Annotated in this window: 14 protein-coding genes and 1 pseudogene; 13 read left to right on the top strand and 2 right to left on the bottom strand. The window is 65.5% G+C overall.

All coding sequences use genetic code 11. From position 1 onward, the window contains the following. Positions 1-21 precede the first annotated feature (21 nt). The 3 genes from ACV22W_RS05940 (at position 22) to ACV22W_RS05930 (ending at position 2,859) form a co-directional block, all read left to right on the top strand. Positions 22-1,065, top strand: coding sequence for a glycosyltransferase family 2 protein (locus ACV22W_RS05940; protein ID WP_448018316.1), 1,044 nt, complete (start codon positions 22-24; stop codon positions 1,063-1,065). Positions 1,066-1,080: 15 nt separating this feature from the next. Then, positions 1,081-1,464: a GtrA family protein gene (locus tag ACV22W_RS05935; RefSeq protein WP_448018315.1), complete on the top strand. Its 384-nt coding sequence runs from the start codon at positions 1,081-1,083 to the stop codon at positions 1,462-1,464. 318 nt (positions 1,465-1,782) lie between these two features. Then, positions 1,783-2,859 (top strand): extracellular catalytic domain type 1 short-chain-length polyhydroxyalkanoate depolymerase, encoded by a 1,077-nt coding sequence (locus ACV22W_RS05930; RefSeq protein ID WP_448018314.1) that lies wholly within the window; start codon positions 1,783-1,785, stop codon positions 2,857-2,859. Positions 2,860-2,877: 18 nt separating this feature from the next. Here ACV22W_RS05930 and ACV22W_RS05925 read toward each other — a convergent pair whose 3' ends face one another. Both ACV22W_RS05925 and ACV22W_RS05920 read right to left on the bottom strand, forming a co-directional pair. Beyond that, positions 2,878-4,650 (bottom strand): histidine kinase, encoded by a 1,773-nt coding sequence (locus ACV22W_RS05925; RefSeq protein ID WP_448018313.1) that lies wholly within the window; start codon positions 4,648-4,650, stop codon positions 2,878-2,880. Between the two features lie 82 nt (positions 4,651-4,732). Continuing rightward, entirely contained in the window at positions 4,733-6,139 is a 1,407-nt protein-coding gene (locus tag ACV22W_RS05920) for an HD domain-containing phosphohydrolase (protein ID WP_448018312.1), read from the bottom strand. 230 nt (positions 6,140-6,369) lie between these two features. Between ACV22W_RS05920 and ACV22W_RS05915 the strand changes: the two genes are divergently transcribed. From ACV22W_RS05915 to ACV22W_RS05870, 10 genes and pseudogenes are all read left to right on the top strand, one after another. Continuing rightward, on the top strand, positions 6,370-6,663 hold the full coding sequence (locus ACV22W_RS05915) for an antibiotic biosynthesis monooxygenase family protein (protein ID WP_448018311.1): 294 nt from the start codon (positions 6,370-6,372) through the stop codon (positions 6,661-6,663). Positions 6,664-6,773: 110 nt separating this feature from the next. After that, positions 6,774-7,508, top strand: a complete 735-nt coding sequence (locus ACV22W_RS05910; protein WP_448018310.1) for an ABC transporter substrate-binding protein — start codon at positions 6,774-6,776, stop codon at positions 7,506-7,508. Next, positions 7,505-7,723 (top strand): annotated as a pseudogene (locus ACV22W_RS05905) (CoA transferase); the annotation flags it as partial. The gene ACV22W_RS05910 and the pseudogene ACV22W_RS05905, both read left to right, overlap by 4 nt. A gap of 180 nt (positions 7,724-7,903) precedes the next feature. Beyond that, on the top strand, positions 7,904-8,413 hold the full coding sequence (locus ACV22W_RS05900; RefSeq protein ID WP_448018309.1) for a DUF1269 domain-containing protein: 510 nt from the start codon (positions 7,904-7,906) through the stop codon (positions 8,411-8,413). Between the two features lie 56 nt (positions 8,414-8,469). Further along, positions 8,470-8,982 (top strand): hypothetical protein, encoded by a 513-nt coding sequence (locus ACV22W_RS05895; protein WP_448018308.1) that lies wholly within the window; start codon positions 8,470-8,472, stop codon positions 8,980-8,982. Positions 8,983-9,301: 319 nt separating this feature from the next. After that, positions 9,302-10,456: a c-type cytochrome gene (locus ACV22W_RS05890; RefSeq protein WP_448018307.1), complete on the top strand. Its 1,155-nt coding sequence runs from the start codon at positions 9,302-9,304 to the stop codon at positions 10,454-10,456. Positions 10,457-10,469: 13 nt separating this feature from the next. Next, positions 10,470-12,230: a cytochrome c oxidase subunit I gene (gene ctaD / locus ACV22W_RS05885; protein WP_448018306.1), complete on the top strand. Its 1,761-nt coding sequence runs from the start codon at positions 10,470-10,472 to the stop codon at positions 12,228-12,230. Continuing rightward, positions 12,227-12,841, top strand: coding sequence for a cytochrome c oxidase subunit 3 (locus ACV22W_RS05880; RefSeq protein ID WP_448018305.1), 615 nt, complete (start codon positions 12,227-12,229; stop codon positions 12,839-12,841). Before ctaD ends, ACV22W_RS05880 begins: the two co-directional genes overlap by 4 nt. Further along, a complete protein-coding gene (locus ACV22W_RS05875; protein ID WP_448018304.1) occupies positions 12,838-13,545 on the top strand; it encodes a heme-copper oxidase subunit III family protein in 708 nt (235 codons plus the stop codon). The genes ACV22W_RS05880 and ACV22W_RS05875 overlap by 4 nt, the downstream gene beginning before the upstream one ends. 8 nt (positions 13,546-13,553) lie before the next feature. After that, positions 13,554-13,895 carry a cytochrome C oxidase subunit IV family protein gene (locus ACV22W_RS05870; protein WP_059690456.1) on the top strand — a complete coding sequence of 114 codons (342 nt, stop codon included), beginning with the start codon at positions 13,554-13,556 and terminating at the stop codon, positions 13,893-13,895. The last annotated feature ends 226 nt before the right edge of the window (positions 13,896-14,121 follow it).

The following is a 14,121-nucleotide window of genomic DNA, read 5'->3' as shown; positions in this document are numbered from 1 at the left end:
GTCATTACAGGGGAACCCATCATGCGCGAACCGCTCTACACACCGCTCGTCTCGCTGGTCGTACCGTTCTACAACGAAGGCGAAGCCGTCGAACGCTTCTTCGACGTCGTGATTCCGCTGATGGCCGGTCTCGATGCGATCCGCTTCGAGATCGTCTGCGTGAACGACGGCAGTCGCGACGACACGCTCGAGCGTCTGATCCGGGTCAGCATGACCGACCGCCGCGTGCGCGTCATCGATCTCACCCGCAACTTCGGCAAGGAAGCGGCGCTGACGGCCGGCCTCGACGAAGCGGCCGGCGACGCGGTGATTCCGCTCGACGCCGACCTGCAGGATCCGCCGAGCCTGATTCCGGTGATGCTCGAGCACTGGCGCGACGGCGCGGAAGTCGTCGCCGCGAAGCGCAGCAGCCGCGCATGCGATTCGTTCGCGAAGCGCACCGCCGCCGCGATCTACTACCGCGTGCACAACCTGCTCTCGGACGTGAAGCTGCCGGAGAACGTCGGCGACTTCCGCCTGATGGACCGCAAGGTGGTGAACGCGCTGCGCAGCCTGCCCGAGCGTCATCGCTTCATGAAGGGGCTGTTCGCGTGGGTCGGCTACCAGACCGTGATCATCGAATATCAGCGTGAAGCGCGCAGTGCCGGGCACTCGAAATTCTCCGGCTGGAAGCTGTGGAACTTCGCGCTCGAGGGAATCACGAGCTTCAGCACCGTGCCGCTGCGCAGCTGGACCTACATCGGCCTCTGCATCGCCGCGCTCGCATTCGTGTACGGCGCATTCATCGTGGGCCGCACGCTGCTGTTCGGCAATCCGGTGCTCGGCTATCCGTCGCTGCTATCGGTGACGCTGTTCATCGGCGGGATCGAGCTTGTCGGCATCGGCGTGGTCGGCGAGTACATCGGACGCATCTACGACGAGTCGAAGCAACGCCCCGTCTATCTGATTCGCCGCCGCTACCAGACGCACGCCAAGGTGATCGAACTGCCGGTCTCGCGCGATACGCGGCGCCCCAACCCACGCCGCCGCGCGCAGCCGGCCCGCGTGCGGGTGGGCGAGCGCTGAGCAGCGGAGGCCGCGATGATCGACCTGCTTTATGCCGAGCGCGTACGGCTGGCGCGCTTCGGCCTGTCCGGACTCGGCTCGACCGCGCTGCACATGCTGGTCGCATCCGCGATGTACGCGCTGTTCGATGCGACCCAGGTGATCGCGAACGCCGTCGCGTTCGTCTGCGCGACGGTGTTCTCGTATCTCGCGAATACGCTGTGGAGCTTCTCGTCGACCGTGCATTCGCGCAACCTGCTGCGCTATCTGACCGTCGCGCTGGTCGGCTTCGCCGAAACGATGCTGCTCGCGCGCGCGGCCGAACTGCTCGACATGCCGCGCGGCGTGGCGATCGTCGCGATCGCACTGGTGATCCCGCCGACGATGTTCGTGCTGCACCGGTTGTGGACGTATCGGTGAAGCGTCGGTGTCCGCTCGCACGTAATCGATAATCGTCGGCAGTGGGGTCAAAGCATTCACCGATCGGTCACGGAACCATCGCACCCGAGGCGAGCGACGCCTGCTAGCATGGCGCGTGGCGGGCCTGTATCCGGCGGATGGATGTCGCGGGGCGCGGTGTTCCGTCGAACGGTCGCTTCCCGTTCCGGCTGTGCCCGAGCACGTCGACGCGGACGTTTCCCGCGGCACGCATCGTGCGCCGCGACCCGCATTCGCCTGCCATCCAGCAGCCGGCTTCGTCGCATGCTGTCGCGCGAGCCGCCGGCGCGAGATCCGTCCATGCCCAGGAAAAAATCCAGCCTCTGGCTGCGCCCGTTCGATCTGTTTTCCGCCGCGACGAGTACGCGCCCCAACAGGAAAACGACCAAACCAGCGGCAACGGCCAAGCGCACCGCCAACATACGGCCCCCGCGTCGCACGCAGCCGACGCTCGCCGCGCGGACATCGCCGCACCAGGCACCCGGCACGTGGCTGCGCTCGTTTCATTCCGCGCGCCCGCCCGCCGGCCGCCTCGTCAACCATCTCGCCTACGCGCTGTACCTGCCCGCCGCTTCGGCGCCGAGCGACGGCATACCCATCGTCGTGATGCTGCACGGCTGCAAGCAGACGGCCGAGTCGTTCGCCGCGGGCACGCGCATCTGCCGCATCGCCGAGCGCGCCGGGTTTGCCGTGCTGTTTCCCGAACAGGCGAAGACCGCCCATTCGCATCGCTGCTGGAACTGGCATGGCGATGCGTCGCAGTCGGAGGCCCCGGCGATCGCGTCGCTGATCGATGCGATCGTGCAGGCACGCGGGTTCGACCGCGACCGGATCTACCTGGCCGGCATGTCGGCCGGCGCAGGGCTGGCGGCACGGCTGGCGATCGAGTCTCCCGATCTGTTCGCGGCCGTCGGCCTGCACTCCGGTCCGGCCATCGCGCCGCCGTTGTCGACGATGGCCGCGATGAGCCTGATGCGTCGCGGCCTGCGCGACGATCCGGTCGGCGTCATCGACGCCTGCGTCGACGTGCGCGCTTATCCGGGCATGCCCGCGCTCGTCGTGCATGGCGGACTCGATACGGTCGTCGCCGAGCAAAACGCGCGGCAGCTCGGCGTCGAGTTCGCGCGGATCAATCGGCTCGTCGACGAGCACGGTGAACTGCGTGTCGGCGAACAACATACGTACGCGCACGACGACGCGGATTACACCGACTATCTGCGCGGCGGCCGGCTGATCGTCCGCGTCTGCATCGTGCGCCGCCTGGCGCACGCGTGGAGCGGCGGCGATCCGCACGAAGCGTTCCACTCCGCGACGGGGCCGGACGCGACCGCGATGTTCTGGAATTTCTTTCGCAGGCGGCGCAAGCGGGTGCGGTGACGACGCGTCACCCGTCGCTCACGCCCGTTGCTCGACTGCTTCCGCCGCATCCGCGCTGCCTTCCGCGCGCCGGATCGGCAGTCGAACGCAAAACGTCGTGCCGCGCCCCGGCTCGCTCGTCACGTCGATCGTGCCGCGATGGCGCTCGACGATGCCGTGCGACACCGACAACCCCAGCCCCGTGCCCTGCCCGACCGGCTTCGTCGTGAAGAACGGATCGAAGATCCGCCGAACGACGTCGGGCGTCATGCCGGTTCCGGTATCGCTGATCGCGATCGACACCTGTTCGCCGTCGCTCGACGTGCGGATCGTGATCACGCCGCGCGTCGGAATCGCATGTGCCGCGTTCACGAGCAGGTTCATGAATACCTGGTTCAACTGCGACGGAAGGCATTCGACCTGCGGCACGTCGCCGTACTCGCGGACGATGTCGGCCTTGTACTTGAGTTCGTTGTGGACGACGTTGAGCGTGCTCTCGAGGCCCGCGTGGATATCCACCACGCTCCACTCGCCGCTGCCCGGCCGCGAGAAATCACGCAGGTCCTGCACGATGCCCCGCACCCGCACCGCGCCGTCGATCGATTCGTCGATCAGCGTCACGATCTCGTCGCGCACGTAGTCCAGATCGGCCGCGCCGCGCATCGCCGTCAGCGCATCGCGCGTCGCCGGTTCCAGCTGCGTCAGCGCGGCGTCGTGTGCGGCGACAACGTCGAGCAGGCTTTGCACCCACGTCCTCAGCGTATTGAGGTTCGCGCTGATGAAGCCGATCGGATTGTTGATCTCGTGCGCGACGCCAGCCGCGAGCTGGCCGATCGACGCGAGCTTTTCCGATTGCAGCAACTGCACGTGGGTTTCCTCGAGCGCCCGCAGCAGGCGCCGCTGTTCGTCCTTCTCCTGTTCGAGTCGACTCTGTGCCGCGCGGCGCTCGTCGATCTCGGTCGCCATGTTCTCGCGCGTGCGTTGCAGCATCGCCGTCGTCTGTTCGTAGCGCCGCAACGCCGTTTCGAGCTCCGCGGTCCGCAATCGCACCAGCCGTTCGAGCGTGTCCGTCATGCCGCGCAGAAAGGTCGTGCGCGCATCGAAGCGGCAGACGAGCAGCGTGACGATCAGCGCCGCCATCGTGAACAGCGCGATGGTCGTCGCGAGCCACGGTGCATCGATGCCGTTCGCGGCGCCGCAGCGCGCATCCGGCGCGAAATGCGCGGCCGCCATCGCGGTGTAGTGCATGCCCGTGATCGCGATGCCCATGATCAGTGCGGCGCCGATGCGTTGCGCCGTCGCATGGCGTGCCTGTTGCGCGCGCAACGCCTGGGCCATCCAGAGCGCGACGGTCGATGCGATCACCGCAACGCCGATCGACGCCGCGAACAGCGCCGGATCGTAGCGAATGCCCGGCGCCATGCGCATCGCGGCCATGCCGGTGTAATGCATCCCGACGATTCCGCCGCCCATCAGCATGCCGCCCGCCAGCAGGCGCCGGCGGCTCAACCGCGCGCGCGTGACGACGTTCAGCGCGAAATACGACACGAGCACCGCGATCGCCAGCGATGCGCCGGTATCCGGCAGCGCATAGCCGAGCGGGATCGGCAGCGACAGCGCCAGCATGCCGACGAAATGCATCGACCAGATTCCCGTGCCCATCGCGGCCGCGCCGCCGGCCAGCCACGCGCGCTTGAGCGTCGGGTTGTCGAGCAGCGAAATGAATGCGGCCAGATCGAGCGCCGTATAGGAGGCCAGCGTCGCGATGACGAGCGACAGCAGAACAAGCAGCAGGTTGTAGGTGCCATGCATGATCGAGCGCCCCGGTCGAATCGAACGCGTTGCCGCGACGCGCGGCCGATCGCGCGCCGCGGCCGAGCCGTCCCGCGCAACGTCAGGCAGGTGGCGTGCCGGCCGGTGCCTGTGTCGACGCAGCGGCGCCGGTCATCACGAGAATGTCGAACGTCGTGCCCTCGCGTGCCTCGAAACGGCGGACGAGCTCGATCTGGTGCGCCGACATCACGCTGCCCTTCGTCATCAACAGCACCCCGCGATGCGTGCGCAGATCGTCGGCGAGCTGCATTCCCTCGCGCAGCTGCTCGGACCGGATCTCCGCGACGGACGCCGCGATGCGCAGGCTCGCCGGATCCCGCATCAGGTCGATGAAGCGCGCGACGAGCAGCGGGTCGTAACGCACGCCGGCCTGAGAGTGCAGCACGTCGATCGCCTGCTCGACCGAATGCGGCAAGCCGATCTCGCCATTGCGCAACCCTTCGAAATCGCGCGCGATCGCGACGATGCGCGAACCGAGCGGAATCGCGTCGCCCGCGAGCCCGTCCGGTGTGCCGCGTCCGTTGAATCGCTCGTACTGGTGCAGCACGATCGACGCGACCTTGTGCAATTGTGCGACCGGCGTGAGCACCATCTGCGCACGCAGCGGGTGCTGCTGGAACAGGCTGTGTTCGTCCGTGGTCATCTTCACGAGCGACTTGTGCAACAGCTCGTCGGGCAACGACAGCTTGCCGATACCATGCAGCAGCCCGGCGAAATACACGTCCTGCGCGTGCAGGCTGCTCATCCCCGCCGACAGCGCGAGACGGCGCGCGATCTCGCCGACGCGCATCGCATGCCCGCTCGCCGATCCGCAGCGCATCTCGATCATGCTCGCGCAGACCTGCACCATCGCGGTGAAACTGCTTTTCAGGTCGTGCTGCGCCGCTTCGAGAAACATCACGGTTTGCCCGAGTTCCTCGGTGCGCGCGCGAACCTGCGTTTCGAGTTCCGTATTGAAGCGCCGCAGCGTCTCGTTCTGCGCTTCGGTCAGCGCGGCCAGCCGCGCGGCCTCGCGTCGCAGGCGCCGCTGCTCGAGCGCCTGCTCGATGGTCATCAGCAGGTCGTGATCGTCCCACGGCTTGTTCAGGTAGCGATACACGCCGCCTTCGTTGACGGCCTCCACGATCGACGCGATGTCGGAATAGCCGGTCAGCAGAATGCGCATCGTGTCCGGGTGCAGCGACCGGGCGCGGGCGAGAAACGCCGCGCCGCTCAGGTTCGGCATGCGCATGTCCGACACGATCAGGTCGACTTCGGTCGACGTCAGGATGTCGAGCGCGGCCTCTCCGCTTTCGGCGGTCAGGATGTCGTAGCGCGCGGGCCGCAACACGCGCTTGAGCGCGGACAGCACGCTCGGTTCATCGTCGACCAGCAGGATCGTCGGGGCAACGACGGGGTCGTCGGATACGGCTTCGACGATCGTTTCGGGTGGTGCATCATTCGTTCCGGTTATCGCGGATGTCGTCATGGCTGTCCTCGGATTGTTTATCTTCACCACCTCTGTGACATCGGCGCGTGTCGCGTTATTCCGTATTGGGGAAAACGCTGATTCGCATGCGCCGATCAGCGGAACCCGCCGCACGGTCTGCCGCGCGAGGACCGGTCATCCGGAACACGTGATGCGGACTTCCGGTATCGTTGCGGGACGCGTCGATCATGGCGCGCCCCGTCGCATCATTCATCCCGCATGGAGCATTCATGATTCTGGAAATGGCATCGCTCGAAATCGATCCGTCGCAAGCCGAGCAATTCGAAGCGGCGGTTCGCCAGGCACTGCCGCTGTTCGCCCGCGCGCGCGGCTGCGGCGGCACCGAACTGCACCGCGTGATCGAGCGCAGCGGCGGCTATCTGCTCGTCGTCAAATGGGAGACCGTCGACGATCACATGGTGCATTTCCGGCAATCGGACGACTTCCAGGCGTGGCGGCAACTGGCCGGGCCGTTCTTCAAGAGTCCGCCGCAAGTCGTGCATACGGAAGTCGCCGTGAAGTAATCGCGGCGAAGCAGTCGCCGCAACGCGCCAACCGATCCGTCACGCATGACGCTGCTTCGGTGCCCCGACCGTTCGCCGTTCCGGCACATCCGATTCCTTACGAGCCTTTCATGACCATCGATCCTTCCGTCCGTTCCGCATTCACCCCGACCGGCAAGCTGCGCGCGTCGATCAATCTGGGCAATCCGATCCTCGCGAACCGCGACCCGGCCACGGGCGAGCCGTTCGGCGTATCGATCGACCTCGCGCGCGCATTTGCCGAGCGGCTGTCGGCCGAACTCGAACTCGTCGTGTTCGACGCTGCCGGCAAGTCGGTGCAGGCGCTGACCGAAGAACGCGCCGATTTCGGCTTTTTCGCGGTCGATCCGCTGCGTGGCGAAACGGTCGCGTTCACCGAACCATATGTGCTGATCGAAGGCTTCTATCTGGTGCGCGACGATTCGCCGATCCGTGGCAATGCGGACGTCGACCAGCCGCACAACCGCGTGGCCGTCGGCAAGGGCAGCGCGTACGACCTGTTCCTCACGCGCGAACTGAAGGCCGCGCAGATCGTACGCGCACCGACGTCGCAGGCCGTCGTGTCGACGTTCGTCGAGCAGCAGCTCGAAGTCGCGGCAGGCGTGAAGCAGCAGCTCGAAGCCGACGCGGCGAAGACGACGGGGCTGCGCCTGCTCGACGAGCACTTCATGGTGATCCGCCAGGCGATGGGCGTGCCGAAGAGCCGCGGCGAAGCGGCCGCCGCGCTGCTCGGCGAGTTCGTCGAGGAGATGAAGGCGTCGGGCTTCGTCGCGGAGTCGCTGCGGCGGCATGGCATCGTCGGTGCGTCTGTCGCACCGCGTGCCTGATCGACGCGCCGCTCTGCAAGCGCCAGCTCGTGGATTTCGGCGCGCGCTTGATCACGGTCGAACTGCCGTGCGTCGGAGATTTCACGCGAGGCTACGACGAACGCGCGTCGGGGCTCGCGTCCCACTTCGTATGGACCAACCGCTCCAAGGAAAGCATCACGCTCGACGTCGCGCACAGGCTGCTCGCCGATGCCGACGTGTTCGTGAAGAACCTCGGGCAGCAACGAGCCGGCGCGCGAAAGGTTCGAGAAAAAGGGTTCGGTGTGGAATTTCGCCGGTGAGTTCTTCGCCCCTTGAAGCATGATCACGTGTAACCCCGTACGCGCACGGAGGTACCACGTTGGCGATGCTGACATAAAATAGAACGTACTCCAGACTGAAAAAAGGGGGCCGACATGAGGCGCCTCTATTTCCTCGCACCCGACACGCAGATGGCGAAGGCGATCGTGGACGACCTGCTCCGCGCGCGCATCATCTGGCGCCATATCCACGTCCTCGCCGATCACAGCGTCACCCTTGAAGAATTGCCCGAAGCGTCTTTGCTGCAAAGCAGCGATGTCGTGCACGCGCTCGAGCGTGGTGTGGCACTTGGCGGCGCGACGGGCGCGCTCATCGGTCTCATCGCGCTTGTATTCCCGCCTGCCGAACTCGTGATCGCGGGTGGCGCCGTCGTCGCGTTGACGGTGGTCGGCGCGGGCTTCGGCGCGTGGACGGCCGGGATGATCGGCATAGCCGAGCCTAACGCGCGACTCGAACGATTTCGCGAAGCGATCAAGGAAGGCCAGATTCTGATCATGGCCGACGTGCCGGCATTGCGAGAGCAGGAAATCGAGCAGATGATCGCCCGACATTTTCCGAAGGCGGAACTGGAGGGCGGCGAGCCTACGTCACCGGTTTTCCCCTGACACCCCAAAACCGGCCTGCCTGAGTGCTGAGGTTGCTCTTTCAGCAAGGAGGTTCTATGGAACTGCACATTCAATCGCACCATTGGCAACGGCGCATGCCGGACTGGCTCGCCGCTGCCGTAGCCGGTCTTGCGGGTGGCGCCCTGGTGATCGTGCTCGAATTCTTCTGGTCGACCATGGTGCTCGATGAAAGTCCGTGGCAGCCGACCCACAAGATCGCGGCGATGGTGATGGGCCGCAGCGCGCTGGAACAAATGTCGATGTTCAGCTTCAGCATCGTCGGAATGGCACTGCTGTTGCACTACGTGCTCGGCGCCATCATGGGGATGATCCTCGCCGCGATCATGGCCCCGTTCCGCTTCGATTCGAGCGTCGGCATGGAGGCTGTCATCGGGCTGGCGTTCGGGATCGTCGCGTACGTATGGAACTTCTACGTGATGACCGCCGTGTTCCCCTGGTTCATCTCGGAGCGCGGATCGGGACCGTTGTTGGCCAACCTGCTGTTCGGTGTGGTCACCGCCGTCGTCTACGGCATGCTCGAACGGCGCAAACAGAACGCGATGCACTGACACGCGCGCCGTTTCTTCGCACCGCGAGACGGCTGCCTCGACAACCCACGCCGAAAGCGGCCGTCTTGCTCGTCGTCGAGGGCAGGCGACACCATCAGTTGTGCGATGCATAGGGGTATGGGAGCGTGCTTCTCCCCTTGCGCTGTCTTGCACGATGCAAAGGAGCGAACTACCTTTTCTTTAGAGCCGCCGACGACACTTGGCGAATCGGTCTTGGTGGACTGCCGGCAAAATGTAATACGAAATCCGGCAAGGCGGCACGACGATGCCTGGAGCGCGGGTTGGCGGCTCCGGCGTGTGACGCGCGGCGAGGCGGCCCATGGCGCTTGCGATTGCCCTGATCGTGATCATCGCAGTGGCGGTGGGGTTTCACTTTGCCAGTCCCTGGTGGATCACGCCGATCGCGTCGAACTGGGTGCGCATGGACGACATGCTGACGATCACGCTCGTCATCACCGGCGCATTCTTCATCGCGATCAACCTGTTCATCGCGATCGCGCTGATGCGCTACCGCCACCGCAGCGGACATCGTGCGGCCTACGAGCCGCACAATCGGCGGCTGGAATGGTGGCTGATCGGCCTGACCGCCATCGGCGTCGCGGCGTTGCTGGCGCCCGGTCTCTTCGTCTATGCGGACTATATCCGGCCGCCACGCAACGTGCTGCAGATGGAGGTGCTCGGCCGGCAATGGCAATGGCGCTTCCGCTTCCCCGGCCCCGGCGGCAAGCTGGGCACGACGGACGTGCGCTACGTCAGCAACGACAACCCGTTCGGCCTGAATCCCGCCGACCCCAACGGCCGCGACAACTACCTGATCGAGACGCCCGAGGTCCACCTGCCGCTGAACCGGCCGGTCCAGGTCCTGACGCGGTCGCTCGACGTGCTGCACGACTTTTACGTGCCGCCGTTCCGTGCGCGCATGAACATGGTGCCCGGCATGGTGACGACCTTCTGGTTCACGCCGACCAAGGCGGGACGCTACGACATCCTGTGCGCGCAGCTGTGCGGCATCGGGCACTCGAACATGCGCGGCGTGGTGGTGGTGGAGGACGAAGCATCGTTCTCTCGATGGCTGGCGCAGCAGACCACTTTCGCGCAGCGGCAGCAGGCCGTCGTGCGGGCCGCTGCCGCCACGGCGGGCGGCAGCGCCCAGGCGCTTGCCGACCAGGGCAAGGCGCTCGCGGCAGCCAAGGGCTGTTTCGCGTGCCATACGGTGGACGGCAGTCCGCGCGTGGGCCCGACCTGGAAGGGCCTGTACGGCAAGACCGAAACGATGGCCGACGGCAGTACCGCGAAGGTGGACGAAGCCTATTTGCGCGCATTCATCCGCAACCCGACGGCCCGCATCGTGAAGGGATATGCACCGATCATGCCGCATTTCGACCTCAGTGAGCAGGAGCTGACCGCGCTCGTGACCTACATCGAATCGCAAGGCGGCCCGGCTGCCAGCACCGCGGCCAACCGCCAGCCCTAGCGGAGCAGACGCAATGCCCTACGCGCACAACGACCACGGCCCGAAAAGCTTCTGGACTCGCTATGTCTGGAGCCAGGACCACAAGGTCATCGCCGTGCAGTATTCGCTGACGGCCATCGCCATCGGCCTGGTCGGCCTCGTCCTGTCGGACCTGATGCGGTTGCAACTCGGCTTTCCCGGCAAGTTCAGCTTCATCGACGCCAACCACTATTACCAGTTCGTCACCATGCACGGGATGATCATGGTGATCTACCTGCTGACCGCGCTGTTCCTGGGTGGCTTCGGGAACTATCTGATCCCGCTGATGCTGGGCGCGCGCGACATGGTGTTCCCATTTCTGAACATGCTGAGCTACTGGGTCTACCTGCTGGCCGTGCTGGTGCTGGTGGCGAGCTTCTTCGTGCCGGGCGGGCCGACCGGCGCGGGCTGGACGTTGTATCCGCCCCAGGCCATCCTGCCCGGCACGCCGGGCGTCGAATGGGGCATCGTGCTGATGCTCGTGTCGCTCGCGATCTTCATCGTCGCGGCAACCATGGGCGGTCTGAATTACGTGACCACGACGCTGCAGGCGCGCACCCGCGGCATGACGCTCATGCGCATGCCGCTCACCGTGTGGGGCATCTTCATCGCGACCATCATGGCACTGCTGGCGTTTCCGGCGCTGTTCGTGTCGGCGGTGATGATGCTGCTCGATCGAACACTCGGCACCAGTTTCTTCATACCGGCCGTGGTATCGATGGGGCAATCGCTCAAGCATGCCGGAGGCAGCCCGCTGCTGTTCCAGCACCTGTTCTGGTTCTTCGGACATCCGGAGGTCTACATCGTCGCGCTGCCCGCCTTCGGCATCGCGTCGGACCTCATCAGCACGCACGCGCGCAAGAGCATCTTCGGCTACCGGATGATGGTGTGGGCCATCGTCGTCATCGGCGCACTGAGCTTCGTGGTCTGGGCGCACCACATGTTCATCGCCGGCATGGATCCGTACTTCGGCTTCTTCTTCGCGACCACCACGCTCATCATCGCGATCCCGACCGCGCTCAAGGTCTACAACTGGGTGCTGACGCTGTGGCGTGGCGATATCCACCTGACCGTGCCGATGCTGTTTGCCATCGGCTTCATCAGCACCTTCGTGCTGGGCGGGCTGACCGGGCTCTATCTCGGCAACGTGAGCGTGGACATTCCGCTGTCGAACACGTACTTCGTGGTGGCGCACTTCCATATGGTGATGGCCGTGTCGCCGATCCTGGTGGTGTTCGGCGGCATCTACCACTGGTATCCGAAGGTGACGGGCCGCATGCTCGACGACACGCTCGGGCGCGCGCACTTCTGGGCCACCTTCGTCGGCACCTACGCGATCTACTTCCCGATGCACTATCTCGGCATCCTCGGCATGCCGCGGCGGTATTACGCGTACGAGGGCTACAGCTTCATTCCGCACTCGGCGCAGACGCTCAACACGTTCATCACCGTCGTCGCGCTGATCGTGGCGGTGGCGCAGTTGCTGTTCCTGTACAACCTGGCCTGGAGCCTCGTGCGCGGCAAGCGCGCCGACGGCAACCCCTGGCGCGCCACCACGCTGGAATGGCAGACGCCGCAAACGCCGCCGGTGCACGGCAACTGGGGCGCCGCACAGCCCGTCGTCTATCGTTGGGCGTACGAATACAGTCCGCCGGGACAAGCGGAAGACTTCGTTCCGCAAAACCAGCCGCCCGCGACTGCCCCCGAACCGGAGCCGGCCAGCCCGTCGCTTCAATCCGGCGAGGCACGCAAATGACCACGCTACCGCGCACCTTTGTTCGCGACACGCCGCGGCCCGCCTTGCCGAATGCGAGTCGCGTCGGCCTGATCGTGTTCATGGCCGTGGCGACGGCACTGTTTTCACTGTTGCTGCTCGCATACGGCATGCGCATGCGCGAGCCCGACTGGCAGCCGATCCCGCATCCGGCGCTGCTGTGGTGGAACACCGGCGCACTCGCGCTGGCAAGCGTTGCCATGCAGCGTGCCCGACGGCTGACCGTGCACCGCGTGGCGTGGCTGGTGTGCGGCGGCGTGCTGGCCGCCGTGTTCGTGATCGGGCAACTGACCGCGTGGCGCATGCTGTCCGCAGCCGGGCAGACCGTCATCGCGAATCCTTCCAACAGCTTCCTCTACCTGCTCACCGGCCTGCACGGATTGCACGTGCTCGGCGGGCTGGCGGCCTGGGCCGTGACGATCGCGCAACGCCGGCATGTGGACCCGTTCCGCGCTCAACGCGCCATTTCGCTGTGCGCCCTCTACTGGCATTTCCTGCTGGCGGTCTGGCTCGTGCTGCTGGCGGCGATGTGGTGGCTCACCCCCGCAGTTGTCGCCGCCATCTGCGGGCCGCTGTATGGAGCCGCACCATGACCTCGCCCGCGCTCCCGCCGGAATCCGCTGCCACCCCGCCCGCCGACGCCGGGCCTGACGGCTGGCGCGGCATCGTCACGGACTGGTCGGCCGACCGCGAAGCCTTCAAGGTGCCGTGGGGCAAGGCGATGATGTGGATCTTCCTGCTGTCGGACACCTTCGTCTTCAGCAGCTTCCTGATCGGCTACATGACGATGCGCATGTCGACCACTGCGCCCTGGCCCGACACGTCGAAGGTGTTCGGGCTCACCGTGGCGGGCGTCGACGTGCCGTTGCTGCTGATCGCCATCATGACGTTCACGCTGATCACCAGCAGCGGCACCATGGCGATGGCCGTCAATTTCGGCTACCGGCGCAATGCACGGCGCGCCGCCGCGCTGTTGCTGGCGACCGCGCTGCTCGGCGTGACCTTCGTGTCGATGCAGGCCTTCGAATGGACCAAACTGATCGTCCATGAAGGCATTCGCCCGTGGGGCAACCCGCTCGGCGCCACGCAATTCGGCGCGTGCTTCTTCATGATCACCGGGTTCCACGGCTTTCACGTGACCTGCGGCGTGATCTACCTGCTGCTGATCGCTCGCAAGATCCTGCAGCCGGGGTTCGCCGAGCACGGCAACTTCCAGATCGTCGAGATCGCCGGCCTGTACTGGCACTTCGTCGACCTGGTGTGGGTGTTCATCTTCGCGCTGTTCTATTTGTGGTGAGGCAGGCCATGGACCACTCCGATCCCGCCGATCGACCTGACGCCGCGCACGGCCAGCAGCATCCGATCGGCATCTACCTGAAGATCTGGGGCCTGCTGTTCGTCCTGAGCACTTTGTCGTATCTGGTGGATTATTTCCACGTGCAGGGCCTGATGCGTTGGGTGCTGATCGTCGTGCTGATGATCGCCAAGGCCGGGCTGATCGTATCGATCTTCATGCACATGATGTGGGAGCGGCTGGCGCTGGTGTACGCGATCCTGATCCCGCCGCTGTGCCTGCTGGTGCTCATGGTGCTGATGGCGGCCGAAGCGCATCACACCTTCGGGATGCGGGAACTCTTCTTTCACTGATCATCCTTCTCGCTCTTTATTCGTTTGACTAATGATTCGGATCACATACGATACGGCAGGCTGCGTGGGAATAGTCTAACGTGACCAGCCGCGGTCGAAAGCGACCGGGCGCTGCCGACCCGGATCAACCGATCATGGCGGCGCCGATCTAGCGTCTGCATGAGATGTGCGGCGGCCTCACGCTCGCCGACCTCGTCAATGGCTCAACGTCGATACGCCGTTCGTT

The sequence above is a fragment of the Burkholderia sp. AW49-1 genome (assembly GCF_053427845.1).
This window is presented reverse-complemented; position numbering and strand designations above follow the sequence as displayed.